General features: G+C 71.3%; 19 protein-coding genes and 3 pseudogenes. 11 read left to right on the top strand and 11 right to left on the bottom strand.

The window, feature by feature from the left end; translation table 11 throughout:
* Positions 1 to 35 precede the first annotated feature (35 nt).
* The gene (locus HGB44_RS00980; RefSeq protein WP_106247094.1) at positions 36 to 689 is read left to right on the top strand and encodes an ABC transporter ATP-binding protein; all 654 of its coding nucleotides are present in this window, start codon (positions 36 to 38) and stop codon (positions 687 to 689) included.
* Positions 686 to 805 (top strand): annotated as a pseudogene (locus HGB44_RS32795) (hypothetical protein); the annotation flags it as partial. The gene HGB44_RS00980 and the pseudogene HGB44_RS32795, both read left to right, overlap by 4 nt.
* A 48-nt stretch (positions 806 to 853) precedes the next feature.
* Here HGB44_RS32795 and HGB44_RS00970 read toward each other — a convergent pair.
* The 4 genes and pseudogenes from HGB44_RS00970 to HGB44_RS00955 all read right to left on the bottom strand — a co-directional run.
* Positions 854 to 1,639, bottom strand: a pseudogene (locus HGB44_RS00970) (IS30 family transposase); the annotation flags it as partial.
* A gap of 280 nt (positions 1,640 to 1,919) precedes the next feature.
* Positions 1,920 to 2,441 (bottom strand): hypothetical protein, encoded by a 522-nt coding sequence (locus HGB44_RS00965; protein WP_061081143.1) that lies wholly within the window; start codon positions 2,439 to 2,441, stop codon positions 1,920 to 1,922.
* 49 nt (positions 2,442 to 2,490) lie between these two features.
* Positions 2,491 to 5,112, bottom strand: coding sequence for a DUF2309 domain-containing protein (locus HGB44_RS00960; protein WP_061081144.1), 2,622 nt, complete (start codon positions 5,110 to 5,112; stop codon positions 2,491 to 2,493).
* A 140-nt stretch (positions 5,113 to 5,252) separates the two neighbouring features.
* Positions 5,253 to 6,824 carry a proton-conducting transporter transmembrane domain-containing protein gene (locus HGB44_RS00955; protein ID WP_061081145.1) on the bottom strand — a complete coding sequence of 524 codons (1,572 nt, stop codon included), beginning with the start codon at positions 6,822 to 6,824 and terminating at the stop codon, positions 5,253 to 5,255.
* Positions 6,825 to 7,273: 449 nt separating this feature from the next.
* Between HGB44_RS00955 and HGB44_RS00950 the strand changes: the two genes are divergently transcribed.
* The 5 genes from HGB44_RS00950 (at position 7,274) to HGB44_RS00930 (ending at position 11,825) form a co-directional block, all read left to right on the top strand.
* Positions 7,274 to 7,582, top strand: a complete 309-nt coding sequence (locus tag HGB44_RS00950; protein ID WP_210751027.1) for a winged helix-turn-helix domain-containing protein — start codon at positions 7,274 to 7,276, stop codon at positions 7,580 to 7,582.
* Positions 7,579 to 8,451: a DUF6671 family protein gene (locus HGB44_RS00945; RefSeq protein ID WP_061081146.1), complete on the top strand. Its 873-nt coding sequence runs from the start codon at positions 7,579 to 7,581 to the stop codon at positions 8,449 to 8,451. The genes HGB44_RS00950 and HGB44_RS00945 overlap by 4 nt, the downstream gene beginning before the upstream one ends.
* Before the next feature lie 84 nt (positions 8,452 to 8,535).
* Positions 8,536 to 9,555: a TerC family protein gene (locus HGB44_RS00940; RefSeq protein WP_061081147.1), complete on the top strand. Its 1,020-nt coding sequence runs from the start codon at positions 8,536 to 8,538 to the stop codon at positions 9,553 to 9,555.
* 443 nt (positions 9,556 to 9,998) lie between these two features.
* Positions 9,999 to 10,298, top strand: coding sequence for a winged helix-turn-helix domain-containing protein (locus HGB44_RS00935; protein WP_061081148.1), 300 nt, complete (start codon positions 9,999 to 10,001; stop codon positions 10,296 to 10,298).
* A 138-nt stretch (positions 10,299 to 10,436) separates the two neighbouring features.
* Positions 10,437 to 11,825, top strand: a complete 1,389-nt coding sequence (locus tag HGB44_RS00930; RefSeq protein WP_061081149.1) for a UDP-N-acetylmuramoyl-tripeptide--D-alanyl-D-alanine ligase — start codon at positions 10,437 to 10,439, stop codon at positions 11,823 to 11,825.
* On the opposite strand, the gene HGB44_RS00925 is transcribed toward HGB44_RS00930, so the two are convergent.
* The 3 genes and pseudogenes from HGB44_RS00925 to HGB44_RS00915 form a co-directional block, all read right to left on the bottom strand.
* Positions 11,812 to 12,837, bottom strand: coding sequence for an L-threonylcarbamoyladenylate synthase (locus HGB44_RS00925; protein ID WP_061081150.1), 1,026 nt, complete (start codon positions 12,835 to 12,837; stop codon positions 11,812 to 11,814). The genes HGB44_RS00930 and HGB44_RS00925 overlap by 14 nt on opposite strands.
* Before the next feature lie 267 nt (positions 12,838 to 13,104).
* Positions 13,105 to 16,143, bottom strand: coding sequence for a Tn3 family transposase (locus HGB44_RS00920; RefSeq protein ID WP_061081151.1), 3,039 nt, complete (start codon positions 16,141 to 16,143; stop codon positions 13,105 to 13,107).
* A gap of 147 nt (positions 16,144 to 16,290) precedes the next feature.
* Positions 16,291 to 16,413: pseudogene (locus HGB44_RS00915) on the bottom strand (phosphatase PAP2 family protein); the annotation flags it as partial.
* A 286-nt stretch (positions 16,414 to 16,699) separates the two neighbouring features.
* Between HGB44_RS00915 and rraA the strand changes: the two are divergent.
* Positions 16,700 to 17,188, top strand: a complete 489-nt coding sequence (gene rraA / locus HGB44_RS00910) for a ribonuclease E activity regulator RraA (RefSeq protein ID WP_061081152.1) — start codon at positions 16,700 to 16,702, stop codon at positions 17,186 to 17,188.
* Positions 17,189 to 17,335: 147 nt separating this feature from the next.
* Here the strand turns inward: rraA and HGB44_RS00905 are convergent, their stop codons facing one another.
* A complete protein-coding gene (locus tag HGB44_RS00905; RefSeq protein ID WP_231972474.1) occupies positions 17,336 to 17,947 on the bottom strand; it encodes a hypothetical protein in 612 nt (203 codons plus the stop codon).
* Between the two features lie 291 nt (positions 17,948 to 18,238).
* Between HGB44_RS00905 and HGB44_RS00900 the strand changes: the two genes are divergently transcribed.
* The 3 genes from HGB44_RS00900 to map all read left to right on the top strand — a co-directional run bounded on the left by HGB44_RS00900 (position 18,239) and on the right by map (position 21,308).
* Entirely contained in the window at positions 18,239 to 19,642 is a 1,404-nt protein-coding gene (locus tag HGB44_RS00900) for a sensor histidine kinase (protein WP_061081154.1), read from the top strand.
* On the top strand, positions 19,639 to 20,316 hold the full coding sequence (locus HGB44_RS00895; RefSeq protein WP_061081155.1) for a response regulator: 678 nt from the start codon (positions 19,639 to 19,641) through the stop codon (positions 20,314 to 20,316). Before HGB44_RS00900 ends, HGB44_RS00895 begins: the two co-directional genes overlap by 4 nt.
* A 221-nt stretch (positions 20,317 to 20,537) precedes the next feature.
* A complete protein-coding gene (map, locus tag HGB44_RS00890; RefSeq protein WP_061081156.1) occupies positions 20,538 to 21,308 on the top strand; it encodes a type I methionyl aminopeptidase in 771 nt (256 codons plus the stop codon).
* 64 nt (positions 21,309 to 21,372) lie between these two features.
* Here map and HGB44_RS00885 read toward each other — a convergent pair whose 3' ends face one another.
* From HGB44_RS00885 to HGB44_RS00875, 3 genes are all read right to left on the bottom strand, one after another.
* On the bottom strand, positions 21,373 to 22,026 hold the full coding sequence (locus HGB44_RS00885) for a bifunctional DNA primase/polymerase (protein ID WP_061081157.1): 654 nt from the start codon (positions 22,024 to 22,026) through the stop codon (positions 21,373 to 21,375).
* Positions 22,027 to 22,125: 99 nt separating this feature from the next.
* On the bottom strand, positions 22,126 to 23,124 hold the full coding sequence (hemB, locus tag HGB44_RS00880) for a porphobilinogen synthase (protein ID WP_061081158.1): 999 nt from the start codon (positions 23,122 to 23,124) through the stop codon (positions 22,126 to 22,128).
* A gap of 47 nt (positions 23,125 to 23,171) precedes the next feature.
* Positions 23,172 to 24,860, bottom strand: coding sequence for a bifunctional uroporphyrinogen-III C-methyltransferase/uroporphyrinogen-III synthase (locus HGB44_RS00875; RefSeq protein ID WP_061081159.1), 1,689 nt, complete (start codon positions 24,858 to 24,860; stop codon positions 23,172 to 23,174).
* Positions 24,861 to 24,901 lie beyond the last annotated feature (41 nt).

The raw sequence follows: 24,901 nt of genomic DNA, 5'->3' as shown, positions 1-24,901 counted from the left end.
TAGGAAACAGGGAGTGTGCGGGCGTGGTGTTCTCCATGACCGGTGTCGGATTCGACCAGCAGGGGGCTCCCCTCCTCGACGGGATCGACGCCGAGGTCGGCCAGGGGCGCCTGACCATCGTCACCGGCCCCAGCGGCGCCGGGAAGACCACACTGCTGCGCCTGCTCAACCGTCTGGCGGAGCCCACCCGCGGGCACCTCGCCTTCCACGGCCGCCCGCTGGCCGAGACCGACGTGCTCGCCCCGCGCCGCCGTGTGGTGCTGGTCGCCCAGCACCCGGTACTGCTCACCGACAGCGTCGCCGCCGAACTGCGCGTCGGGCGCCCCGACCTCGGCCAGGCGGCTGCCGCCGATCTTCTGGGTCGCCTCGGCCTGCCGACCGGTCTTCTCCACCGCCCCACCGCGGGCCTGTCCGGAGGCCAGGCCCAGCGCCTGTGCCTGGCGCGTGCCCTGGCCCTGCAGCCCGAGGTGCTGCTGTTGGACGAACCCACCAGCGCGCTGGACGGGGCCGCCGCCCGGGTCGTGCCCGAGGTGGCCCGCACCCTCACGGCTGCCGGAACCAGTGTGCTCGCCGCCACCCACGGCCGCTCCTGGATCCGCGCCGCCGACGCCGTACTCGTCCTCGACCACGGCCGCCTGGCCGCACACGGGCCACCCCAGAGCCTGGACTACCTGATGGAGGGACCATGACCGCGGCACCGTCATGGGGCGTGGTCGCGCTGTGCACCGTCTTCGTCGCGCTGGCCCTGGCACTGGCCCATGCCCAGCGTCTGGCCCTGAGCCGGGATCTGCTGTGGGCGGCGGTCCGCGCCGCGTTGCAACTGGCCGCTGTCGGCGCGGTGCTGGGTGTGCTGTTCGCCGTGGCCGGGCACCGCCCGGTCGGCGGCCTCGGCCGGGCGCTCGCTGATCATCACCATGTTCTTGGACATGCGGGGCTGGCGGGTGCAAGCGGAGCGGCGGGGCCGGCGCATGGTGCGTCCGGTGCGCAGCAGCTTGGCCAGGTCGCGGCGCAGCTGGCCGCGGCCCTGGACGTAGAGGGCCTGGTAGATCGTCTCGTGGCCCACGCGCATCTCCTGGTCGTCGGGGAAGTCCCGGCGGAGCAGGTGAACGATCTGCTCGGGGCTCCAGCGCTGATCCAGGCGCTGTTGGACATACTCGCGCAGCCGCGAGTTGGCGTCGAGCTTGCGGGTCTTGGGTCGCTTCCTGCGCTCGTCCGTGCGGACCTGGGCGGCGTAGGGGCCGTACCGGTGTTTCTTGATGGAGGCGTAGTAGGAGCGGTTGCGGCGGACCTCGCGGCTGATCGTGGACGAGGCCCGGTCCAGCTCGGCGGCGATCGAGCGGATCGAGGACCGCAGACGCAACATGTCGGCGATCTGCGTCCGCTCCTGCTGGCTCAGGAAACGCGAAGAGCCCGGAGAGGCCCCGGGGCCCCTGAGGGGTGCCACGGGCCTCTCCAGGCTCTTGTGCGCTCTGCGACCGTTGCGCCAGACCTTGCCGGTACGCCGGTTGATGCCGACGATCCGGCAGGCCTCTCTGCTGCTGTAGCCCTGGTCCGTGAGCCGGAAGTATTCCTCCCGCTCACGGACGAGCTTCTTGCGCCCCTGCGGTATCCGGCGTTCTTTGCGGATCTCGTCGTCCATCGCACCCCTTCAGAGATGGGGTGTTGCAACGACCACTAGAACTCAAGGGCCAGCTAGGGGGCGTTTCTCTAGGCGGTGACGTTCCCTCAGGCCAGCGGGACGTGGACTGAAGGTCAAGGACCTGTGAAGCTGGCCGCGGTGGCCTGAGGGCCTCACGGCGTGTCACCGCTCCGGCTTGACAACTCCATCGGGAATCTCCTCGACTCGTGATCGATGACCGGGACGGGCACCCCGGTCGCCTGCCCTGATGCGCTGGGTGATGCGGTGCACGGAAAGGCGATCACCCTTCCGTGGTCTTCAGCGGCCCGACGATTCCTCGTTCTCGGTCATCGACGTACCAGTGCTCGGTGATCAGCCGCGGATACCGGGCCTGTAGCGCCGCCATGCTCGTCTCCACGGCATCGTCCTCGGCGAATACGGGAACGAACGCCTCCGGAACGGCCGGTTCGGGCGCTGCGTCCGCCACCAGGGCATCGAGGATCCGGTTGCGCAGCTCGAACGGGTCCTGTGTTTCCCGCAGGGCGGGCCCGTCCGTCCAGCACAGGGTCCAGATGCCCGCCAGCGAGAACGACCTCTCGATCCCCACCGCTTCAGAGGGCGGTTGAGTGGGGGTGACGTCAGCGGCGCCAGGGAGCAGGACGGGCAGCCCGGCTTCGAGCTCGGGGCGGATCCACAGTCCGAGCAGCCGGTTCGATCCCGGTTCATCCCCGAACTGCCGTCGATGGTTGACCAGATAGTCGCTCACGTTCTCGACCGCGGACCTGACGTCGTCCACGCTTCGAACCAACAGGAGCATGTTCATCGGGTACTTCCCTTTCCTGGAGTGAAGTGGCGCTGCACGTGCCCGGTCGTCATGTGCTCAGCGGTGCGGACGGACAGCTGCCCTCGGGGGTGACCGTGGCCGGAAGCCAGGGCCGCCAACCGGTGGAGGTGTAACGGAGCCAGGGTTCATCGGGGCGCTCGCGTGCGGCGAGACCGACCCAGTCGTGGTCGAACATGTGGCGCAGCACGGTGTGACGCGCAATGAGGGTGTCCAACCGCTGCAAGGGTGCCTGCACGATGGCGAGCAGGCGTTGCGGTTCGTGCCTGGTGTGGTGGCCGTCGGTGAGGGACTGCCAGGGCAGGCCGGACCGAAGGTCGCCGGTGTGACCGGTCATGACACCGAGGCCACCGCCGACGACATTGTGGAGGGCCTTGCTGCCGGCGCCGAAGGCCTGGGGGTCGGTGGCGGCGAAGTAGTACTGGCTGTTGATCCAGTGCGCGACGACGAGCGGCGCCGTGAGTATGGTCTCCAGGACGGTGCCGGCCGGGTCGAGGTCGGGGTCGTAGTCGTGGAGGAACAGACGGCCGTGCAGGTCGATGCCCCGGGTGAGGGCGCGGGGTGCGATGAGGAAGGCCGCGTTGTCGGCCAGACCCCATTCGGGGAAGACCTGGGCCCAGTCACGGGCGCGTGTGCGGGTGTGGCGCGCCGCGTGCCGTGGGCGGGGCCGGGAAGGTGCGCCCGGTAGGGTGGCGCAGCGCTCGGCGGCCAGGTGTGCGCCGGCCGTGCGAAGATCGGCGGTGAGCCGGTCGACGTCCCGGCGGTGGGTGTCGGGCAGGAGGTGGGTGTCCAACAGGCGCACGGTGTCGGTGGTGGTGTCGTGTTCGGCCGGAACGAACCGGGTGTCGTCGGGAATGCCGATGCCGCGTTCGGCGAGATGTCGGCGAACCTGCGGATCGTTGAGCAGGGCGGCGGCGGCGCGGGCGTTGGGACCGCCGGGGTGCCCCCCGCATGCACCGCAGTCCAGCGCGGCCTGGTAGGGGTTGTTGTCGGTGTGGGCACGGTGCCCACAGAATACGACGAGGCGTGCGAACCCCTGGGTCAAACCCATCAACGTGAGAATGCCTTCGGCGGTCGCGGTGCGCTCCTCGGAGGTGAAGGCGTCCTCGAGGGAGATCTCGGTCGCAGGGTCGGGGGTGATACGGCGGGTCCACCACGCGCGGGCGGCGCCGACGGCACCGGGAGCGAAGGTCTTGGCCGCGGCCAACGGGCCCAGGAGCCAACCGGCCGATTCGGCGAGCACGAACGGCGCCACCAGGTCGTCCTTGGCGGCGTGCAGGGAGTGGTCGGCCGCGGCCAGTACCCGGCGGCCGGTCAGCGACCGTTCGGCCGCGCGCCGTCGACCCTCGCTGGGGCGTTCGGTGACGGTGTGCCGGGGCGTGATCGGGCCCGGGCACTGGGCACGAGCGGTTCCTCCGGCGAGGTCGCGGTAGCGCATGGCGACGGCGAAGAATCCGGCGAAGCCCAGGGTCTGGTAGTCACCGAGCGCTTCCAGGTGGCGGCGCAGTCCCTCGGAACGGGGATCGATGCAGCACACCACCTGTGCCCGCGGAGGGGCGTCGGTCCACTCGGGCACCGAGCGGCTCAGGGTGCGCAGCAGTCGGCTCCGGTAGTGGTCTTCGTAGGCGTCCAGCCAGACGAGGGCTCGTTGCTCCACCGGGAGTCGGTCGAGGAACCGCGCCAATTCGGTGCGCTGTGCCGCGTCGGTGTCGGTGATCTCCAGGGCCGCCAGAAGGTGGCGGGCCCGATCGTCGGGTTCGGTGGTGGCCTGCCCGGTGTCGAGCAGGTCGGCGGAGGCCGAGTTCCACGCCGTACCGTGGGTATGGGTCTCGGTGAGCGCGGCGGCTTCGGTGGTCAACCGCAGGGCGAGGTAGGCGACCAGGTCGATACCACTGCCCTGCAGTTCGCCCCGCCAGCGGATGTGGGCGGCGAATCCGGGAAGGCATGCCAGATGGGCCTGGAGATAGCGGGTGCGCTGGTCGTCCGGGACACCGAGGGCGGCCAGAGCCTCCGCAACGGCCTGCTCGGCCCGTTCGGGCAGGTCCCGAAGACGTGTACGCACGCGCCGCGGCAGGGTCGTGTCGTGTGCGGCCAGAGCCCGCCACGCGTGGTAGAAGCCTCGGTCGCGGCCGGGCATCCGCCAGGTGGACTGGCCCTCGTCCAAATAGGCCGAGCACCACTGGATCGTGTGGGTGTCGAGGAGGGCGGCCATGTCCGGGGCCAGCGCTTCAGTCGCTGTGCGTGCCTGGCGGATCGGCGGGGGGTTGGTGATGCCCTGGTGCAGATCGGCCGACAGGAGTTCGACCGGGTCGTAGGGCCGGCCGCCGAGGGTGAGCGGTCGGCATCGCAGCACCTCGGGGTGGCGGCGGATCAGCGCGGCACGCACGTCGTCGTCGGTGATCCGCCCGTGCCGCCAGGCCGCCCGCAGCCAGCTCTCGTCCGGGGTGACCCGCGCTCCGAGCAGGTCCGCGGCGGTGATGGCCGCGTCCGCGAACGGGCGGTCCACCAGGCCGGACAGTGGGTTGACCGCGATGAAGTCGGCGAGCGGCCAGGTCGGCGCCAAGAACGCGGCGGCATCGGCGATCACGGCACGCACGGCGGCCGCCGAGGTGGCGGTCTCGGGAGCGGCCTTGGTGATGGGTCCGATGGTCATGGGTTGCGACTCCTCCTGCTGTGATGACGGTGGCGGAACGCGCGACCGCGTGAAGCCCTGGGTCCGCGCTTCCGGGAGGCCCGGGTGGCTCCGGTCAGAGCGCCGGACGCCGTCCGGCGGTCCCGTCGAGGGGCCGGCGATCACGCCCCGGCTCCCTCAGGTAGGGGCACCGGCCGTGGGTGCGGTGCGGGCACCGCACGTGACGGGAGACCCGGAGTGGTGTGCGTGCGCTGCTGTCCGGCGGACAACGCCAACACGTAGAGGCGGTCGCGCCAGCGGCCGAGACCGAGTGCGGATGCCCGGTGGACCAACAGCGCTCCGATCACCGGCACCGCCACCACGATCGCCGGCAACCAGGCCGGAACTGCGGCGGTGGCGGCAACGGGCACGCTCGGGGCCAGGAACTCCGTAACCACGGCCACCACGCCCAGGTAGCCGATCACCGCACCCGGCAGCACGACCACCACGGTGGCCAGCGCCCCCACGGTCGGGTGGCGCCGCAGCCATCCCCACGCCAGCCGTGCGGCGGTGGCCGCGGCGAAGATCAGTAGCGCCGAGCCTCCGGCGTGCGGAGGCAGCCACCAGATCGCGACGGCCACGGCCGCAACCGCGACGGCTCCGGCGAGGACGGCCACCTGCGCCGAACGCGCGGGGGTCGACCGGGGCGCGGGCGGAGCCAGGATGCGGTGGGTGTGGCGCTGCACCGCCGACCCCGAGCCCAGGAACAAGGTGGCTTTGAACAGTCCGTGCGCCACCAGGTGCACCACCGCCGCCGCGTAGAGGCCGAGCGCGCAGGTCATGAGCATGAACCCCATCTGCCCGATCGTGGAGTGCACCAGCGAGCCCTTGACGTCGGGGCGGGTCAGCATGATCGCCGTGGCGGCCACAGCGCTGACGGCGCCGATGGCGAACGCCAGGTGTGTCGCCGCCGGGGCTGCACCGAAGATCGGCGACAGCTTCACCAGGAGCACTCCGCCCGCGTTGACCACGCCGGCGTGCAGCAGCGCCGAGACCGGGGTCGGCGCCGCCAAAGTCGCCGACAGCCACCGGTGCCAAGGCAACTGCGCACACCGTGCGGCTGCGGCGATCACCAGCGAGCAGGCCACCGCCGTGCCCACCGCGCCGCCGAAGGCTACGCCGTTCTGGTCGCGCAAGTCGAGATCGCCCCAGGCGGCGACCGCGAGAACCACCCCGGACCACAATGCGACGTCTCCGATGATGACCACACGTGCGGTACGGCGGGAGGCGTCGATGGCCGAAGGGGCGGGTCGGTACATCCCCACGAGTCGCCACAGGGCGACACCGGTCAGCGACCACGCCACCGCCAGGGTGACCATCGTGACCGCGGCCACCATCACCGCGGTCGCGGCGGTCAGCGCCCCGGCCGTGATGGCGAACCCGGCCGCGGCCGGGTCGCCGCGCAGGTAGCGCAGGGCGAACACCTGGACCACCGCGCTGATCGCGCACACCAACAACAGCACGATCGCCTCGAGGCGGTCGGCCGCCAACCCGGTCCAGACGTGCCCGTCCGGAGCGGCCAACACCATCGCCACCGGTCCGCCGAGGGCCACCGTCACGGCCAGAGCCCCGGCCAGTGCGGTCGTCGACAGTGCCGCGCCCGCGCCCAGCGCGGGTGCCAGGGGTCGCAGGCTCCGGATCGATCCGGTCATCGCCGCGACGGCGGGAAGGGCCGCCAAGGCCACCAGCATCATCCCCGTCACGCGGCCGCACCTTCCGTCTCAGCGCCCTTCGCGGCGCGACCCGAGACCGGGGTCGCGGTGACGTCGGCGGCGATGGTTTCCGAGGGATGTGCGGGCAGGGCACGTCCGTGGAAACCACTGATCCGCACCCGTGCCGACTCACCGCGGGTCACGCGGCGGAGCGGCCGTCCCCGTCCCGCTCCGGGGGCACCGATGGAGCCCGGCGAGCCGGTGTTGATCGTCGCGTCCGGTGACGGGGACCACCGGTGCATCCGACCCCGCGAAGCCTCGTCGGCCGTCGGCTGACCAACGGTCGGCACACGCGCCATCTCGATGCCACCCATGACACTCACCTCCCAAGCACGTCACTGATAACGCGTGTTAGTATACACGACATGGATCGTACGACATCAATAGCGCGTAATGAAAATCGTGCTATCAGTCACCTGCCACGGGGTGCCATGGTGGATATGCAGGAGTGGACGTTTCTCACCAACCACGCCCACGTACTGCTGTGCGTGGTGCGGGATCCCCAGGCCCGGTTGCGGGATGTCGCCGAGCAGGTCGGCATCACCGAACGGGCCGCACAGCGCATCGTGGCGGACCTCGTCGAAGCCGGGTACCTGGAACGAGAGCGCGAAGGGCGCCGCAACCGGTACCGGATGCACCCCGAGTTGCCGCTGCGCCATCCGATGGACCGCGACACCGCCATCGGAGAACTCCTGGCCGTGCTCATCGGCACCCGCAACGGCCCTGACGAGGCCCTGTGACCACCACCGCCCACCCCTACGCGGACGCACGCGTCGCACTGGCCACCAGACACGCCAAGGAGAGGGTCCTGGGCCCGGCCTTGGCCCGCATCCCGGGTCTGCGCCTGGTCCTCGCCGACGACGTCGACACCGACGAGCTGGGCACTTTCACCGGTGAGGTCCCACGCGCGGCATCGCCGTCCGTGACCGCCGTGCGCAAGGCACGCCTCGGTCTACGGTCGACCGGCCTCGGGCTCGCCGTGGCCAGCGAAGGCTCCTTCGGTCCGCATCCCATGGCTCCGATGCTCAGTGCCGGCGACGAGATCCTCGCCTTCCTCGACACCACCCGGGACCTGTGCATCGTGGAGCGCCGCCTGGGCCTCACGAACTTCGCCCACACCACCGCCCGACGCCTCGATGAGACCACCGAGGCGTTCTTGGGCCGAACCGGTTTCGGCCCCCACGCGATGATCGTGCGCCCCCACACCCCAATCGATCCGCAGGACCCCGGCCCTATCAGCAAAGGCATCCGGACCCGCGCCGAACTGGCCGCCGCGATCAACGAGTGCGCCCTACGGTCGGCGGACGGCCTGGCCCGGCTGGAGACCGACATGCGCGCCCACCTCAATCCCACGCGCATGCGCGAGATCGGCCTGCTCGCCGACCGGCTCACCGACCGCCTCGCCACGCTGTGCCCCGCCTGCGGCACCCCCGGATACGGCCAGGTCGACCGAGAACCCGGCCTTCCGTGCGACAGTTGCTCTGAGCCCACATCACAGACCCTCGCCGTCATCCACGGATGCCAGCGGTGTCCTCATCGCAGCAGCCACCCCAGAGACGACGGTCGGGTCAGCACCGACCCCACGTTCTGCGACGGGTGCAATCCGTGATCGAACCCCGCGGTCCGACATCACCGACGCGACCGTCGGCAGGGCCCACCGGCGCAGACCAGACCCCAGCACGAAAGGACTGACGTGCTCGACATCGGCCTTACCACGTGGATCGTCACGATCGCCGTCATCGTGGCCCTGCTCGCCGCAGACCTGACCATCGCCGCGCTGAAACCGCACCGCGTCGGGTTCCGGGAGGCGACCGCGTGGTCGGTCTTCTACATCGCGGTGGCCCTGATCTTCGGCGTGTGGTTCACCCTGGCTCACGGCGGTGAGCTCGGCACCGAGTACTTCGTCGGCTACCTGGTGGAGAAGAGCCTGTCCGTCGACAACCTCTTCGTCTTCGTCATCATCATCACCACCTTCGCGGTACCGGTCGAGCATCAGCACAAGGTGCTGACGTTCGGCATCGTGCTCGCCCTGGCCATGCGGGCGGTGTTCATCGCACTCGGAGCCGCGCTGTTGGCACTGTTCTCCTTCATGTTCCTCGTGTTCGGCCTGCTGTTGATCTACACGGCGATCCAGTTGTTCCGGCACCGCAACGAGGACCCCGCGATCGAGGACAACTCCGTGGTGCGTCTGGCCCGGCGGGTCCTGCCGGTCACCGACGGGTTCGTCGGTGGCAGGATCTTCACCCGGGTCGACGGCCGCCGTGTGGTCACGCCGATGCTCATCGTGCTGATCGCGATCGGCACCGTCGACCTGCTGTTCGCCGTGGACTCGATCCCGGCGATCTTCGGGATCACCCAGGAGCCCTACATCGTGTTCACCGCGAACGCGTTCGCCCTGCTCGGGCTGCGCGCACTGTTCTTCCTGGTGAAGGGCTTGCTCGACCGGCTGGTGTACCTCTCGACCGGGCTGGCGCTCATCCTGATGTTCATCGGCGCGAAGCTGCTTCTGCACTGGGCCCACGTGGACCTGGACGAACGGGTCCCGGAGATCCCGACGCTGGCGAGCCTGGTGGTGATCATCGTGATCCTGGTCGTGGTCACCGTGGCGAGCCTGGCCAAGACCCGCCGCGACCCTACGGCCAAGGCCCACGCGGGCTCACTTCGCGCGCACGACGCCGAGGCCGGGCGCGAGGACACCACCGAAGAGCCGTGAGCCGGGCCGAGCGTCAAAGAACATCCATCGCCGGCCAAGGCCTGCCGCCGGCGCGGTCACGAGCCCGAGCCGGCGCGGACGACACCACGAGTCCGGCGTCGTGGGGCGCGAATTCCAGGGCATCCAACACGGGCGGCGACGCCACCGACGTCTCGACCTCGACCCCGGGTTCCTGAAGGGCGACCGACGACGGGCCTCCGCCAGTGCGGTCTTCGCACGTTCCCGAAGAACAGCCGAAGATGGCACGACGTCCGGTTCACCGAAGGAGCGGATGGTGCGCGGCACATGCGAGGCGTTCATCAGGCGCAGATTCGAGCGACGCGAACGGACCTCCGCGGCGGCCCAGCCGAGGGCGACCACAGAGCCGGACGAGTTATACGACATGAAATACGCGTGCCGAAAAACGCGATACGCACTACGGGAAGGTGGGGTAAGGTACTGGCATGCAGGAGTGGACGTTTCTCACCAACCACGCCCACGTACTGCTGTGCGTGGTGCGGGATCCCCAGGCCCGGTTGCGGGATGTCGCCGAGCAGGTGGGCATCACCGAGCGGGCCGCACAGCGCATCGTGGCGGATCTCGTCGAAGCCGGGTACCTGGAACGAGAGCGCGAGGGGCGCCGCAACCGGTACCGGATGCACGCGGAGTTGCCGCTGCGCCATCCGATGGACCGCGACACCGCCATCGGAGAACTCCTGGCCGTGCTCATCGGCACCCGCATCGACCCTGACCAGGTGGCGTGACCGCCACCGCCCACCCCTGTACGGACGCACGCGTCGCACTGGCCACCGGACACGCCGAACAGCGGACCCCGGGCCTGGTCCTCGCCGACGACGTCGACACCGACGGGCAAGAGCCTTCGCGCGCAGGAGTCCAACCACGTGATACCTCTGACCGCAACCGCCATCGCCGAGGCCACTGGAGGTCGCCTGACCGCCGGCACCGACCCCCTCCTGTGGGTCACGGCACCCGCAAGCATCGACTCACGCCGGGTCCACCCCGGCGGCCTGTTCGCCGCGCTCTCCGGCCGGCACACCGACGGGCACGACCACGCCCCGGCCGCCATCGCCGCGGGCGCGGCGCTGGTGCTCGCCTCACGGCCGGTGGCCGCCCCGGCCGTCCAGGTCGCCGATGTCACCGTCGCGCTCGGCGCGCTGGCCCGCCACGTGGCGGGCCACCTGTCGGCGACCGTCATCGGCATCACCGGATCGAACGGCAAGACCAGCACCAAGGATCTCGCCGCCCAGGTGCTGGCGCACCACGGACCCGTCACCGCCACCGGCGGTTCGTACAACAACGAACTCGGCTTCCCCCTCACGATCCTGCACGCCACCCCCGACACGCGCTACCTCGTCCTGGAGATGGGTGCCCGGGGCCGCGGGCACCTCGGCTACCTGTGCGACCTGGTCACGCCCCATGTAGGCCTGGTGCTCAACGTCGGCACCGCCCACATCGGCCAGTACCCCGACGGACAGGCCGGGATCGCCGTGGCCAAGAGCGAACTGGTCGCCGGACTCCCCGACGCCGACCACGGCGGCCTCGCCGTCCTCAACGCCGACGATCCGCTCGTCTCAGCCATGGCGGACCGCACCCGTGCCCGCCCTCTGTGGTGGAGCCACCACCCCCATCCGACGCGCGTGCACGCCCGCGACGTGCGCCTCACCCAGGACGGTCGCGCGGGATTCACCCTGTGCACCCCCGAGGGCACCGCGCCCGTCACGCTCTCGCTCACCGGTCGGCATCACATCGGCAACGCACTCGCCGTCGCGGCGACCGCTCATGGCCTGGGTCTGGACACCGCGATGATCGCCCAGGCGCTGACCGAGGCACGGCCCAGGTCCGCCGGACGTATGCAGACCATCGTCCGGGATGACGGTATTACCCTCATCCACGACGCGTACAACGCGAATCCGGACTCGATGTCGGCCGCTCTCACCGCGCTGACCTCGGTGACCGCGCGTCGCCGCATCGCGGTCCTGGGAGAGATGGCCGAGCTCGGAGAGCACGCCGCTCAAGCCCATCGCCACCTGGGCGTGCTCGCCGCACAGGCCGCTCTCGACCTCCTGGTCGTGGTCGGCGATGACCACGCCGCCCTGATCGCCGACGCCGCCCGCGCCGCATGCGACCACCTCGACATCGTCTCCGTCCGTGACGCACGGCAGGCCCACGACGTCCTCCACCGCGGCCTTCACCCCGGCGACCTCGTCTTGATCAAGGCCTCCCGGGCCGCCCGCCTCGAAGACCTCGTCGCCGCCCTCAACGACCGCTGAACCGGCCGGAGCCACGACTCGCCTGATCGCGGGGCCCGGCCGCCCGGCCGAGCCGGTCCGCGATCGCCGATCCGATCCCCTCCAGGGCGGGAAGTGATGCCACGATGACCTCGCATCCGTGCCGGTCGAAGTCATGGAGGAACCCATAGAGCCGCTGCGCGTACTGTGCGGCCGAGTCCGGTACCGCGATCACGTGCTGCGCGGAAGACGACACGGCATCACCCGCGAACTCGGGGGGAAGAAGGACACCGACCCGTTGCCCTTGCGCCGCCAGCAGTTCGGCTTCGTCGAGGACCCGGTCCGGTTCGACCAGGAGCACCCGGGCCCGCGGCGCGTAGTGCGACGGGAACTGGCCTGGAACCCGGACAGCGCTCTTGGCCCGCACCGACACGGCACGGCCCAGTACGTGCTCGAGGTCCTCTCGACTCACACCACCGGGGCGCAGGATCGCCGGCTCACCCGTGAGATCGACGATGGCGGACTCGACGCCGACCGAGCACGGGCCACCGTCGAGCACATAGTCGACGTCCGCGCCCAATCCCGCATGGACATGACGGGTCGTCGTAGGGCTGACCTCGCCGAAGCGGTTGGCCGAGGGCGCCGCCACCCCGCCGCCGAAAGCCGTCAGCATCTTCAAGGCGACCGGATGGTTCGGCACCCGCAGCGCGATGGTGTCGAGGCCACCGGTGACCACACGGGGAACACGGGCCGCCCGCCGAAGCACCAGCGTCAGCGGGCCCGGCCAGAAGCGTTCGGCGATGAGGTGCGCCGTGTCGGGCACGTCGGCCGCCCATTCAGCGAGCTGGTGCGCGCCGCCGAGGTGCACGATCAGCGGATGCGTCGTCGGCCGCCCCTTCACCGTGAAGACACGTTCCACGGCGCCGACATTCTCGGCATCGGCGCCGAGCCCGTACACCGTCTCGGTGGGGAACGCGACCAGACCGCCCGCACCCAAGGTGCGAGCGGCGCACTCGATGCGGTCGAGTACGAGTTCGGGTTGGTCCGAAATCACCGTTCACCCCTCGTAACAACAATCTGACACACCGACATTCAGCGTGATCGGTTACCGTGCTGTATGCCGTCGGCTCTCCCGGGGAGTAGCGCTCTCAGCCTATCCTCGCTGGGCGCTGCAGCGTCCAGACGGACGACGGCCCCGCCCCTGCGCTCCGGCGACACCGAAGCCGACGCGCCCAAGAAGTGACAGAGGCCGCGCGGGGGCCGCCGACCTGTCGGGCCGCCTCACGACTCGGGGAGCCCTGCATCTTCGGGGTGTGAGTCTTCACCGCGTGCTCTCTTGTGTCTGGTCGGTCTCGTCCAGTTCCAGGTGGGCCTGGGCCGCGCCGGGCGGGGACACATCGAGCACGTAGTCGCCGAAGCGGCGGATGTGCGCGCTCATGTACGGGGCCAGACAGGCCACGTCGGGCCCGTAGACGCGGTGGCCCTCGTTCCTGAGCTGGGTCAGGGCCGCGGTGATGGCCACGGCGTTGTAGAAGATCACGCAGTTGGCCAGCAGTTCGTTGAACTTGACCAGCAGCTCCATGTGGTCGGGGTCGTTGTCGGCCAGGGTGCCGTTGTTGCCGAACCGCAGCCAGGAGGAGAACCCGTGGAAGGCCTCCACCCGGTTGGTGACGGCGGTGATGCCCTCGCGCAGCTCGGGTTCGTTGAGGTAGCGCAGCAGCACGGTGGTGCGCATCGCCCGCCCCAACTCACGGAACGCCCGGTACAGCCGGTTCTTCTTGGACTCGTTGCTCAGGCGGCGCAGCAGCACCGAGCTGGACAGCCGTCCCTCCTTGATGGACAGCACGGTGCGCATCAGGTCGATCCAGTGGGTGCGTATGAGTTTCCAGTTGATGACCGCGTCCTCGCCGAACAGCGCATCGATGTGGCGGTAGCGGGCGTTGGCGCTGGGGCGGTAGAAGACCAGGTCCTTCCAGTTGCGGATACGGGGCAGCAGCTCCACCCCCAGCAAAGCGGCCAGTCCGAAGGCCGGCAGGGACTGGCCCTGGGTGTCGGCGTGGAGCGTCTCGGGCTCCAGGCCGCTCTCCTGGCGCAGCAGTCCCTCGAAGATGTAGACGGCCTCCCACACCCCGCACGGAATGAAGTGGGAGAACAGCGCGATATAGGAATCGGCGATGTGCCGGTAGGCGATCCCCCCGTACCCGCCATACCGCACGCTCGTCTCCGCCAGGAGGTTGTCGTCCCAGGTGTCGATCTGGGTGCCGTCCGCCCCCACCCGTGAGCCATCGCCCCACCAGTAGGTGACGTCCAGGCAGCTGAAGGCGTTGACCACATCGGCGCTGGCCCGGTTCAGCTTGTGCGCGGTGACGTGCTCGCGGGCGGGCCCGGCGATCTCGTGCGGCGAGAGCCCGCCGCGCAGGTGACGCGACATCTGGTGCGGCCCCAGGTTGGTGCCGTAGGTGAAGCCGATGACCGAGTAGCGGCCCAACGGGTCCTTGATCTTGGGGTCCGACCCCGACAAGGGCCCGAAGTGGCGGTACCAGCCGATCCAGTGCGCGGTCCGGGTGACGATGTCCAACAGCCCGACCTCGTCCATGCGCTCGGTGACCGCGGCCTCCAGCGCGAGCGCGGAGGCGGTGCGCTCGCGGCCGCGGCGCCGCTTGAGCGTGGGCACCCCGTCCTCGTCGATCGCCAGGTCGGCGTTGTCAGGGTAGGCGGCGTCCGTGCGCGCGGCGTGCGCGTCCAGCAGGCCCCGGACCATGTCGCACAGCCCGTCGGCCGTGTCGGGGATGCCCGCCTCGGCGCAGTAGGCGGCGATCTTGCCCTGGGCCTCCTCGGCGCTCATGAGCTGGTCCAGGAAGCTGGCGTAGGAGTCGGCCCCCACCACAGCCACGTCCCCCGTGCGCAGCTCCGAGGCCAGGTAGGAGAACACGCACACCTCCAACTGGCGGCGCACGAAAACCCCCGGCCGACCGCGCTCGCGGATCGTCTTGGCCCAGTGCTCGGAGACGAAGGAGGTATCCAACGCCTCGCAGCCCTCCAGATGGTCAGGGACATACTCACCGCGTAGGTGCCGGTTGGCGCGGATGAACGCCACCGCCCGCAGCACCGAGTCATCAGCGCTGGTGGGCTTGAGCTCCAACACCTCCAGCAGCTCGAACAGCGCTGCCCGGTGGGAGCGGTAGAACCCCGCCATCAGGCCCGTGTAGTTGTTGCCGTGGTGGGCGGAGATCTCCTCGTGCTCCTGCGAGACCTTGGCGACGCCGCCGGCGTCGGCGAGCGGTTTGAGCATCAGCTCCCCGGCCCGCTCGCACACCGCCGACTCCGCCCACGCGGCGGCCTCGCCGTGGGCGTGGGCCTCCCGGGCTCCCGAGAGCATACGGCCGAACACGCCCCACAGCCGTTCGGTCTCGGCCCGCTGGCGTTCGCGGATCTCCTGCAGGCGCTCGCGCCCCTTCTTGTGGATCGCCGCCATCCGGCGGCAGAACATGCCCGCGACCTCATCGCGAGCCCGCACCCGGGCCACGTGGACCAGGCTGACCACCAACGCGATCCGCTTGTCATCGTTGAACTTGCGCAGTTGGGAGATATCCAGCACCCGCGCCTCAGCGGCGAAGTGCTCGACCTTGGCCTTGGGAACCTCTTCCAGCCACACCTGGGTCGGCCCGAGCAGGTCCAGGTCGCGCAGGTGCCGCAGGTGCTGCTTGAACCGCGACAGCGACGGGCGGCGCGCGGACTGTTTGAGGTCGTCGGCCGGGGAGGTGCGCCGTCCCGCAGGGACCTGGAGCAGCCCTTCCATCCGGGCGATGTCGTCGTCCCCCATGCGCTTGGTGATGCCGAAGAAGAACTCGTAGTTGACCTCGGCTCGCACCCGCGCGGCCATCTTGTCCAAGACGGTGAACCCGGGCAGCTCGAAGCTGTTGCGCGTCAGCTCCTCCAAGGCGACGTTGATCAGGTCGGCCGGGTTGTCCTTGACCCGCGCCTCGGCGCGCATGGTCTCCTCGGCCAGGACACGTGCGGCCTCGCGGTCGCTGTTGACGCCCTGGCGGTCGCGGACCAGTGCCCGGTGGTGGCGCCGGGTCCGGTCCGAATCGTGGGCACACTCCACATCGGCGGCCAGATCCAGGCGGCTGCGCACATGACCAACTACAGCGTCGGGGACCTCGTCCATGCGGGGGAAGTACCCCAGCCGTTGGAAGGCCTTGAGCTGGACCACCAGCGCGAGCAGGTGCTCATCGGAGCGGGTGGCGCGCTGGGCCCACTCGATCTCCTTTGGTGAGGGGGTGAAGACGTCGTACAGCTCCTGGGGCGGCACGCTCTTCTTGAACCGGGGGTAGGCGGTGCGGTCGATCGACGCCATCGGTCCTGCCTTGACTACGAAGCGGAAGTGGCGCGGACAACCTAGCGCTACTCGGTGCAGCGTGTCCGGGAAGTAGTCAAACCGTCACCATCAGGTTCAAGCCCAGGGCCTATTGCCGATCCGTCACGTATTCCGGTCGCCCCCCAACACGCCGAGGAAGAGGTCGGTGCCCACGTAGGCGACGCTCCGCACCCAGGGGTCCAGGTCCGCGGTGAACCCGATCAGGGCCCGGGACCAGGCAGCGCTGACGGCGAGGATCTCAGAGACCATCTCTCTCCATTGGGTCGGGCAGGGGGGAGGGTCGCGCAGGGGGGAGGATCTGGGCGACGCCCCGTCCAAAGGTGACGGGAATCCCACGCTTCGGTGACAGGGAAGGCTTCATCCTGTCATCAACCGGGACTTCCCGGACCCGCGAAACGGCCGTACCGACGAAAGAGACGGACGGCACCGACGAAGGAGTCGCCGTGCCGCCCGTGAGGACCGGCGTACCGATGAGTAGCTTGGGGGTGACCACCCTCCCGGCGGTGCCCATCCGCCCTCCCGACACGGAGCCCCGATGACCTCGAACTTCACCACGGCGGACCTCGTCGACGACCACGGCGACACCCTGCGCAGCTGCTCCACGCAGTTCCGCCAGTTCGGAGGACGCGCGGTGTTCTCCGGCCGGATCCGCACGGTCCGGTGCCACGAGGACAACGGCCTGGTCAAGCAGGTCCTCAACACCCCGGGCGACGGGGCGGTCCTGGTGGTGGACGGCGGCGGCTCGCTGCGGTCGGCCCTGATGGGAGACATGATCGCCGAGGCCGCCGTGGCCAACGGCTGGACCGGAACCGTGATCTTCGGCGCGGTCCGCGACACCCGCGCCCTGGGCGGGCTGGACCTGGGCGTCAAGGCGCTGGGCTCCAACCCCCGCAAGTCCCTCAAGGACGCCGCCGGGCGCGTGGACGTGCCCGTGACCTTCGGCGACGTCACGTTCGCGCCGGGCGAGTGGCTCTACAGCGACGAGGACGGCGTGGTGGTGAACGCCGAGGAGATCGCGGTCTGACACCGGACCAGACGAGGGCGAACGGAGGAGGTCGCGGCGGTGACCTCCTCCGCGCCTCCCCCGCACCTGCTCGGCGCCTCCTCCCGGTGAGCCCTCAGAGGCCTTCGGCGGCCTCCAGGGGGTCTTCCGCCCGTCCCCGCCGTGCGCTCAGGCCCGGCCGCGCAGGATCGGGAGCACCATGGCCGCGCACATCACGGGCAGCAGCAGAAGCGGGGCGAGGAGCCACACCAGCGCGTGGTCCACGAGCAGGACGACCGCCGCCTGCACCAGGCCGACCAGCACGAACCCGGCCCTCATGAGGCGGTGCGCGGCCGACCACCAGCGGACGAGGGGCGTGTCGTGGTCCGCCCCGGGCCCCGGTGCGGGCAGGGCGGCGCCGACACCGGCCAGGAACAGGCCGGTCGCCACGCCCATCACCCGGCTGATGGGGAGGTCCCATCCGGCCTGGCCCAGGACGAGCACGCCGTGCGCCACGAGCAGGAACAGGGACAGCAGGCACAGGAGGGCGTTCATGCCCCGCGTGGTGCTCCGCGGCGTCGGCCCCGCCGGTAGCCCCAGCGCTTCCTGGAGACCGCTCTGGAGACGGGAACCGAAGACCGCGGCGACCGACAGCACGACCGCCAGGAGCCCGGTCGTCAGGGGCAGGGCCAGCGCGAGCACCGCCCGGGGGACCGTGTCGGGGGTGCCGTCCAGATTGGTCCGGCCGCTGAGCACCGTTCCCGGCAGGTCGGGCCAGGCCGTCCAGGAGACGAGGGCCATGAGGGCGACCGCGGCCGCCGATAAGAGAATTCCCGAAAAGGGGATCCGGGGCCTTTCCACATTCGCCTCCACCGGATCGTCCGTGCCGTTCATTCCGTTTCTTCCTCTCCCTCGCCGCTCTCGTGGCACAACACTAGGAAAAGGGGTTTCGGGACCGCATCGACCGCGAGGCACGGTGCGGTCACGCGGTCCGCGGACAGCGGGCATGCCGGAGGTCATGGTGCGGACATGCCCCTGACCATGGCCTCCTCCGGCTGCCCGCGCGGGATCGTCCCGACTACGCTCGGAGGAATGCGCACCCCCGGCTCCCCGACCGACCCGTCATCCTGGGTCACGTTGCACGAGAACCGTCCGCCCCGCGTTCTGGAACTGCTCTTCTGGGGCGCGGTGGCACTCACCCTCGGCCTTTACGCACTGCTTTTCCTGAGCGGCCAGATGCGTTTTCGCGGCGGTGACCCGGTCGCCAACACCGCCGTGCTCGTCAGCGTCGGCGTCCTGCTGCTCTGCTGTGCGCTGTGGCCGTTCCTGGCCTGGTCCCCGGCGTCCCCGTGGCCGCGCAGGGCCGTCAGCGCCGCCTTCCTCGCCCTCACCGTGCTCTGCATGCTCAGCAGCAACCACACGACCTTCCTGCTGCTGTGCGTGGGCACGATGAACGCGGTGGCCGTGTTCGGGCTGCCGGGCGGCATCGGCTACGGCTCCGCCGTGCTCGTGTTCAACGTCGGCCTGGCCCTGGTGGTCCCCGAGCTGCCGTTCGCGGTGGGGCTGTTCGCCGGGGTGATCCTGCTGTTCATCGTGGCGGCGTCGGGAACGGTGTTCCTCGGGCTGACCGTGGCCGCGCAGCGGGCCGAGCGCACGCGGGAGCTCCTGGCCGCGCTGGAGGAGGCCCACGAGGAGCTGCGCCGCCGCTCCGAACGCATCCGCGAGCTCACCGTGGCCGAGGAGCGCGCCCGCATGTCCCGGGAGATGCACGACAGCACCGGTCACTACCTGACCGTGCTCACCGTGTCCCTGACGAACGCGCTGCGCTTTCGCACCGCACGGCCCGACGCGGCGTGGGAGGAGGTGGAACAGGCCCGCGAACTGGCCCGGGAGGCGCTCACCGACACCCGGCGCTGGGTGCGCGCGCTGCGCCCCCTGCGGTTGGAGGGGCGTGCGGGGCTGACCGCGATGCGGGCGCTGGCGGCCTCCTTCGACGGTGGGGGCATCCGGATCGGGTTCGCCGTCACCGGCACCGGCGTCTGGCCCGACCTGTCGGAGGAGGCCGAGCTGGTCTGCTACCGGGCGCTCCAGGAGGGCCTGACGAACGCGATGCGCCACTCGGGCGCCGACGTGGTCGAGGTGGAGGTGCTGACCCGCGCCGACGGTGTCGCGGTCACGGTGACCGACAACGGCGGCGGCGCGGCGGAGGAGGCGGTGCGCGCAGGGTTCGGACTGCGGGGCCTGTCCGAACGGGTCGGGGCCGTCGGCGGGACGATGGTCGGCGGCAACGTGTACGCGGCCGACCGGGAACGGGGGGACGCGGCACCGGAGGGCGGAGCAGCCGGGAACCCGGCCTGTCGGGAGCGCGCGCGGGAGGGCACGGCGCTGAGGAGCGTGCGCCCGGCGGGTCTCCGCGGTTTCCGGCTCCGCGCGGAGGTTCCCGCGAGGGCCCGTACGCGGGAGAATGTTCCCGGCACGGCTGGGGGCACCGTTTGAACACTGTTTCGGTCCTGATCGTCGACGACCAGATCCTGATGCGGCAGGGTCTGCGCAAACTGCTGGAGATCGAGGAGGGCGTCGACGTGGTCGGCGACGCCGCGGACGGCGTCGAGGCCCTGGAGTTCCTGTCGGCCGCAGACCCGCTCCCGGACGTGGCCCTGGTGGACGCCCGCATGCCCCGCATGGACGGGGTCGCCCTCATCGGCCGGATGCGCGCGGAGTACCCGGACGTGCCCGCCCTGGTGCTGACCACGTTCGACGACGACGAACTGGTCTTCGGAGGTCTGCGGGCCGGAGCGCGCGGCTACCTGCTCAAGGACGTGCCGCCGGAGGAACTGGTGACGGCGATCCGCCGCGTCGCCCGGGGCGAGACCGTTCTCGGCGGTCCAGCGGCCGAACTCCTGGTCGCCGCGCTCGGCGAAGGCCCCTCCCCCGCACCCGCGGCGGCCCCGCCCCGCTCGTCAGGGCACGAGGACGCGCCCCGGCTGTCGGAACGCGAGGAGGAGGTGGCCCGCCTCGTCGGCACGGGCGCCACCAACCGGGAGGTCGCACGGGCCCTGTTCATCACCGAGGGGACCGCCAAGAACCACGTCACGAGCATCCTGCGCAAGCTCGGGCTGCGTGACCGCACCCGGCTCGCGCTGTGGGTACGGGAGCGGCGCGGCGGCTAGGGCCCGTCCTCGGACGCCGGAACGGCCCGGTCCTCCGGGGGACCTCCGACGCGTGTGCCGCGCGCGGTCCCGAGCGCTGAGCGCCTCCCGCGGCGCGGGAGGCGCCGGGGCGCTGCCCTCGCTCCCCCTCCGACGGAGTGGTCGGCGTTCCGGCCATGGCCCCGCCCTCGTACCGGTATAGTATGGACGGTATAGTTATTGGCCACTGAGAAGGGCGCCGCATGATCGAGATCCTCAAACCCGCCGAGCTGGCCCGAGCGAAGGACACGGGCGCCCTGGTCGCCCACATCCTCCAGACGGTGCGGAGCCGCAGCACGGTCGGCACGAACCTCCTGGACATCGACCGGTGGGCCCGGGAGATGATCACCGAGGCCGGAGCGCAGTCCTGCTACGTCGACTACGCGCCGTCCTTCGGCCGCGGGCCGTTCGGCCACTACATCTGCACGGGGGTCAACGACGCCGTGCTCCACGGGCTGCCCCACGACTACGCGCTCGCCGACGGCGACCTGCTCACACTCGACCTCGCCGTCTCCTTGGGCGGGGTCGCCGCGGACTCCGCCATCAGCTTCGTCGTGGGCGGGTCGAGGCCCCCGGAGAGTGTCGCGATGATCAGCGCGACCGAGCGCGCCCTGAGCGCGGGGATCGCCGCCGCCCGGCCCGGGGCCCGCGTCGGCGACGTCTCCCACGCCATCGGATCGGTCCTCAGCGCGGCGGGGTACCCGATCAACACCGAGTTCGGCGGTCACGGCATCGGGTCGACGATGCACCAGGACCCGCACGTCCCCAACACCGGACAGCCCGGCCGCGGATACAAGCTGCGCCCCGGGCTGCTGCTCGCACTGGAGCCGTGGGTCATGGCGGACACCGCCGAGCTCGTCACCGACGCCGACGGGTGGACGCTGCGCAGCGCGACGGGCTGCCGGACGGCGCACAGCGAGCACACGATCGCCGTCACCGACGGCGGAGCCGAGATCCTCACCCTGCCCAGGTGACCGTCCCGCCGCCGCTCGCGCGGCTGACCGGTACCGTCACCAGCACGCTCAGCGGGCCCCGAGGTCAGGCGGAGAACTCCTCGCTCGCGTCGGCGAGGATGTCGAGCACCACGATCGGGTCGGGCAGCACCACGGATCCGTCCGCTGCGCGCGGGGGGCGGATCCAGGTGACGCGGTCGCCGGAGGGCAGCAGCGAGGGGGCGCCGAGCACGAAGCTGTCCCGGCAGTGCCAGCGCAGCCCCGGCATCTCCTCCACGGCCTCGGGCACGCAGTCCAGGTGGCAGGACCACCACTCGTCCTCGTCCACCGGCGAGCGGGTGGCCACGAAGAACAGGTAGCGCGAGGACTCCACCGCCGCGACCGGGCCCGCGGGGACGCCCGAGCGGCCCATGCGCGCCAGCGCCATCACACCCGCCTCGCGGGGGACGTCGAACACGTCGAAGACCCGGCCGGTGGGCAGGATGATGTTCGCGTCGGGGGTGGCCGTCCACCACCGCCGGATGGTGGCGGTGTCGGTGCTGGCCTCCACACCCCAGGCCATCGTCACCGGGTGCGCCGCCGGGTCCGGACAGCCCATCCGGTCGCAGCTGCACGCGCGGTCCTGCCCCGGCGAGGTGCCGCGCGCCACCGGCCAGCCCAGCTCGGCGTAGCCCAGAGCGGCGTCCAGCATGCTGTCCGCCGCATGGCGGCGCTTACGTCGGTACAGAACCTCGGCCATGGAGCCTCCCCGGTGTTCGCTCGTCTTCCAGGCGCGGCCTCGCCGTCGTGGGAGGCCCTGCGCCCGGAGACCGCGACCGGGGCGAGGGGCCTGGTCGCCCTACCGGAGCAGGCGGGCGGCCTCGGTCGCCCAGTAGGTGAGGATCTGCTCGGCCCCCGCCCTCCGGTAGGAGGTCAGTGTCTCCGTGATGGCCCGCTCCCGGTCGATCCAACCCCGCTCCGCGGCCGCCTCGACCATCGCGTACTCGCCGCTGACCTGGTAGGCCGACACGGGTACCGGGGAGGCCTCGGCCACCTTGGCCACGATGTCGAGGTAGGCCAGGCCGGGCTTGACCATCACCATGTCCGCGCCCTCGGCGACGTCCAGGGCCACCTCGCGCAGCGCCTCGCGCGCGTTGGCGGGGTCCTGCTGGTAGCCGGAGCGGTCGCCGAACTGCGGCGCGCCCTCCGCGGCCTCGCGGAAGGGTCCGTAGAACGCCGACGCGTACTTGGCGGCGTAGGCCAGGATCGGCACCTGGCCGTGTCCGGTGCGGTCCAGCCCGGCGCGGATCGCCGCGACCTGGCCGTCCATCATGCCGCTGGGCGCCACCACGGCGGCGCCCGCCTCGGCCTGGGCGGCGGCGACGGACGCGTACCGCTCCAGGGTGAGGTCGTTGTCGACGTGCCCGTCGACCTCCAGCGGACCGCAGTGGCCGTGGTCGGTGTACTCGCACAGGCACAGGTCGGCCATCACCACGAGGTCGTCGCCGACCTCGGCGGACAGGTCGCGCAGGGCGACCTGGACGATCCCCTCGGGGTCGTCGGCGGCCGAACCGTGCGCGTCCTTGTGCGCGGGGATGCCGAACAGCATCACCCCGCCGACCCCGGCGGCGGCCGCCTCGTGGGCCGCCTTGCGCAGGCTGTCACGCGTGTGCTGCACCTGGCCGGGCATCGAGGAGACGGCCACCGGCTCGGTGATGCCCTCCTTGACGAACATCGGCAGGACGAGGTTCTCGGGGCGGACCCGGGTCTCGGCGACCAGGCGGCGCAGCGCCGGTCCGCGGCGCAGGCGGCGCGGCCGGACCGCGGGGAAGGCGGCGTCGTTGCTGGAGGCGTTCATCACGGGGCTCCCGGAGAAGGTTCGTGCGTCGGTGGCGGTGCGGTCTCTCAGAGCTTGCGGCGGCGACCGCGCCTCTTCTGGCTGGGCTTGAGGACGGGCTTGCCCGCCTCGACCGCCTCGCGCCTCTTTTCGGCACCGTACTCCGAAAGGGCCTGCGCGAGGGCGGAAACCGAGGCTTTGGGGGCCACGACGTCGACACGCAGGCCGAACTCGATCGCGGTCCTCTCCGTCTCGGGGCCGATGACGGCGATGGCGGTGGTGTTGTGCGGCTTGCCCGCGATCCCCACCAGGTTGCGCACCGTGGAGGAGGACGTGAACAGCACCGCGTCGAAGCCGCCGCCCTTGATCGCCTCCCGGACGGGCGCGGGCGGGGGCGCGGCGCGCACGGTGCGGTAGGCGGTGACGTCGTCGACCTCCCAGCCGAGCTTGTCCAGCCCGGCGGAGAGGGTCTCGGTGGCGATGTCGGCGCGCGGCAGCAGGACCCGCTCGATCGGGTCGATCCCGGCGTCGTAGGGCGGCCACACCGAGACCAGGCCCGAGCTGGACTGCTCGTCCTCGGGCGGGGCCAGGTCGGGCTGGATGCCGAACTCGCGCACGGCGCGCGCGGTGGCATCGCCGACGACGGCGACCTTGACCCCGGCGAACGCGCGCGCGTCCAGGCCGTAGGACTCCAGGCGCTCGCGGATGGCCCGGACCGCGTTGACGGAGGTGAAGGCCACCCACTGGTAGCGGCCGGTGACCAGGCCGCGGACTGCGCGCTCCATCTGCTGCGGGGTGCGCGGCGGCTCCACGGAGATGGTGGGCACCTCCTCGGGCACCGCGCCGTAGCCGCGCAGCTGGTCGGACAGGGCGGCGGCCTGTTCCTTGGTGCGGGGCACCAGGACCCGCCAGCCGAACAGCGGACGGCTCTCGTACCAGGACAGTTCGGCCTGGCGGCCCGCGGCGGGGCCCACGATCATCAGCGCGGGCGCGGTGACGTGGTGGCCCTTGGCGTCCTTGGCCTTGAGGTCGGCGACGAGCCGCCCCAGGGTGGAGGAGACCGTGGTCTGGCGGGTGGTGCCGCCCGCGCGCACGACCGCGACGGGGGTCGTGGCGGGCCGTCCTCCGGCGATGAGGGTCTTGCACAGCACGTCGAAGCCGGGACCCTGGTGCTCGATCGGCTCCCCCGCGGGCGCGTCGCCGCCCATGACGACCAGGGTGGCGCCGCTGGCGGCGGCCTCGTGCCAGTCGACCCCTCCCCCGCCGTGCGCGCGGGCGTTGAGCACGCGCACCTCGGGGCTGTCCGCGTCCATCAGCGGCACGCCCGCGAAGGTCGGCACGGAGGTGATCGCGGAGACCCCGGGGGCGACCTCGACCTCGACCCCGGCCTCGTGGCAGGCGGAGACCAGTTCGGCGCCGCGGCAGCCGAAGAACGGGTCGCCGGAGTAGAGGCGGACCACCCGCTGCCCGTCGCGCGCGCGGGCCACCGCCAGGGCGTTGACGTCGCCGCCGCACTCGCCCGCCTCGATCACGGAGACGTCCTCGGAGCAGTGGGAGAGGAGTTCGGCCCGAAAGCCCGAGAGCTCCTCGGCGGCGGGCTCGCGCAGGGTGATGACCACGTCGGCGCGGCTCAGCAGTTCGGCGCCGCGCAGGGTGAGCAGATCGGCGCCGCCCGGGCCGGAACCGACCAGGGCGACGTGCCCGGCCCGCGCTGCGGTGCGCGGCTCCTCCGGCTGGGGGTTGGCGTTGGCGTTCACGTACTGGCTCCTCTGTGTGGGTCGCCGCGCCCCGGTGTGCG

It is taken from the genome of Nocardiopsis alborubida (assembly GCF_012396365.1).
Lineage (GTDB): Bacteria > Actinomycetota > Actinomycetes > Streptosporangiales > Streptosporangiaceae > Nocardiopsis > Nocardiopsis alborubida.
The sequence above is the reverse complement of the archived record's forward strand: the minus strand, read 5'-3'. Positions and strand labels throughout refer to the sequence as shown.

Excerpts from the sequence above, each read along its gene's own strand:
- HGB44_RS00920 (WP_061081151.1), bottom strand. The coding sequence starts at position 16,143 with ATGGCGTCGATCGACCGCACCGCCTACCCCCGGTTCAAGAAGAGCGTG.
- HGB44_RS00965 (WP_061081143.1), bottom strand. The coding sequence starts at position 2,441 with ATGAACATGCTCCTGTTGGTTCGAAGCGTGGACGACGTCAGGTCCGCG.
- map (WP_061081156.1), top strand. The coding sequence starts at position 20,538 with ATGATCGAGATCCTCAAACCCGCCGAGCTGGCCCGAGCGAAGGACACG.
- HGB44_RS00900 (WP_061081154.1), top strand. The coding sequence starts at position 18,239 with ATGCGCACCCCCGGCTCCCCGACCGACCCGTCATCCTGGGTCACGTTG.
- rraA (WP_061081152.1), top strand. The coding sequence starts at position 16,700 with ATGACCTCGAACTTCACCACGGCGGACCTCGTCGACGACCACGGCGAC.
- HGB44_RS00955 (WP_061081145.1), bottom strand. The coding sequence starts at position 6,824 with ATGATGCTGGTGGCCTTGGCGGCCCTTCCCGCCGTCGCGGCGATGACC.
- hemB (WP_061081158.1), bottom strand. The coding sequence starts at position 23,124 with ATGAACGCCTCCAGCAACGACGCCGCCTTCCCCGCGGTCCGGCCGCGC.
- HGB44_RS00885 (WP_061081157.1), bottom strand. The coding sequence starts at position 22,026 with ATGGCCGAGGTTCTGTACCGACGTAAGCGCCGCCATGCGGCGGACAGC.
- HGB44_RS00905 (WP_231972474.1), bottom strand. The coding sequence starts at position 17,947 with ATGGCCCTCGTCTCCTGGACGGCCTGGCCCGACCTGCCGGGAACGGTG.
- HGB44_RS00950 (WP_210751027.1), top strand. The coding sequence starts at position 7,274 with ATGGTGGATATGCAGGAGTGGACGTTTCTCACCAACCACGCCCACGTA.
- HGB44_RS00960 (WP_061081144.1), bottom strand. The coding sequence starts at position 5,112 with ATGACCATCGGACCCATCACCAAGGCCGCTCCCGAGACCGCCACCTCG.
- HGB44_RS00980 (WP_106247094.1), top strand. The coding sequence starts at position 36 with ATGACCGGTGTCGGATTCGACCAGCAGGGGGCTCCCCTCCTCGACGGG.
- HGB44_RS00935 (WP_061081148.1), top strand. The coding sequence starts at position 9,999 with ATGCAGGAGTGGACGTTTCTCACCAACCACGCCCACGTACTGCTGTGC.